This window comes from Mycobacterium sp. TH-M106 (genome assembly GCF_057473765.1).
Genome location: NZ_JBYCLE010000191.1, coordinates 1 through 1067, shown reverse-complemented (window position 1 = coordinate 1067; position 1067 = coordinate 1). Strand labels below are relative to the sequence as shown.

The following is a 1067-nucleotide window of genomic DNA, read 5'->3' as shown; positions in this document are numbered from 1 at the left end:
TCTCGGTGACCGGCGTCGACCCCGCGCATCTGCAGCTGGTGCTGCGCAAACTTCACGACGCGGGCGCCACCATCACCCAGACCGACGACAGCTTCCGGGTGACCCAATACGAGCGCCCCAAGGCGGTCAATGTGGCGACCCTGCCGTTTCCCGGGTTCCCCACCGATCTGCAACCGATGGCGATCGGACTGGCGTCGATCTCCGACGGTACGTCGATGATCACGGAGAACGTCTTCGAGGCGCGGTTCCGGTTCGTCGAGGAGATGATCCGCCTCGGTGCCGACGCCCGCACCGATGGACACCACGCCGTGGTTCGGGGCCTACCGCAGCTGTCCAGCGCACCGGTGTGGTCGTCGGACATCCGGGCCGGCGCGGGCCTGGTGCTGGCCGGCTTGGTCGCCGACGGCGACACCGAGGTTCACGACGTCTTTCACATCGACCGCGGCTACCCGCTGTTCGTGGAGAACCTGGTCGGCCTCGGTGCCGAGATCGATCGGGTACGCTAGCGGAACGAGCCAGCAGGCCGAGTCGGATCAATCGGATCACCCAGCCGGCGTGGAAGGTTGGTGACGACGGCAGTTGACGTCTCGCCGCGGCCGAACTACAATGGCAAGGTTGCCTGAAGACCGGGCGTGTTGCTTGAGAACTCAATAGTGTGTTTGGTGGTTTTGTTTGTTGTTATTTTTGCCATGCCCTTTTTGTTCCCGTTTGGGGCATGGTGTTTTGTTTGTCGGGATTTGTTTTCTCCGATATTTTTTGTTTGGAGAGTTTGATCCTGGCTCAGGACGAACGCTGGCGGCGTGCTTAACACATGCAAGTCGAACGGAAAGGCCCCTTTCGAGGGGCGCTCGAGTGGCGAACGGGTGAGTAACACGTGGGTAATCTGCCCTGCACTTTGGGATAAGCCTGGGAAACTGGGTCTAATACCGGATAGGACCACGGCATGCATGTGCTGTGGTGGAAAGCTTTTTTGCGGTGTGGGATGGGCCCGCGGCCTATCAGCTTGTTGGTGGGGTGATGGCCTACCAAGGCGACGACGGGTAGCCGGCCTGAGAGGGTGTCCGGCC

At 61.4% G+C, this 1067-nt stretch carries 1 rRNA gene and 1 pseudogene; both read left to right on the top strand.

Annotated features, from left to right (window positions below):
* Nucleotides 1-506: pseudogene (locus tag AC2VOP_RS06645) on the top strand (UDP-N-acetylglucosamine 1-carboxyvinyltransferase); the annotation flags it as partial.
* Between the two features lie 251 nt (nt 507-757).
* Nucleotides 758-1067: ribosomal RNA gene (locus tag AC2VOP_RS06640) — 16S ribosomal RNA — on the top strand; the annotation flags it as partial.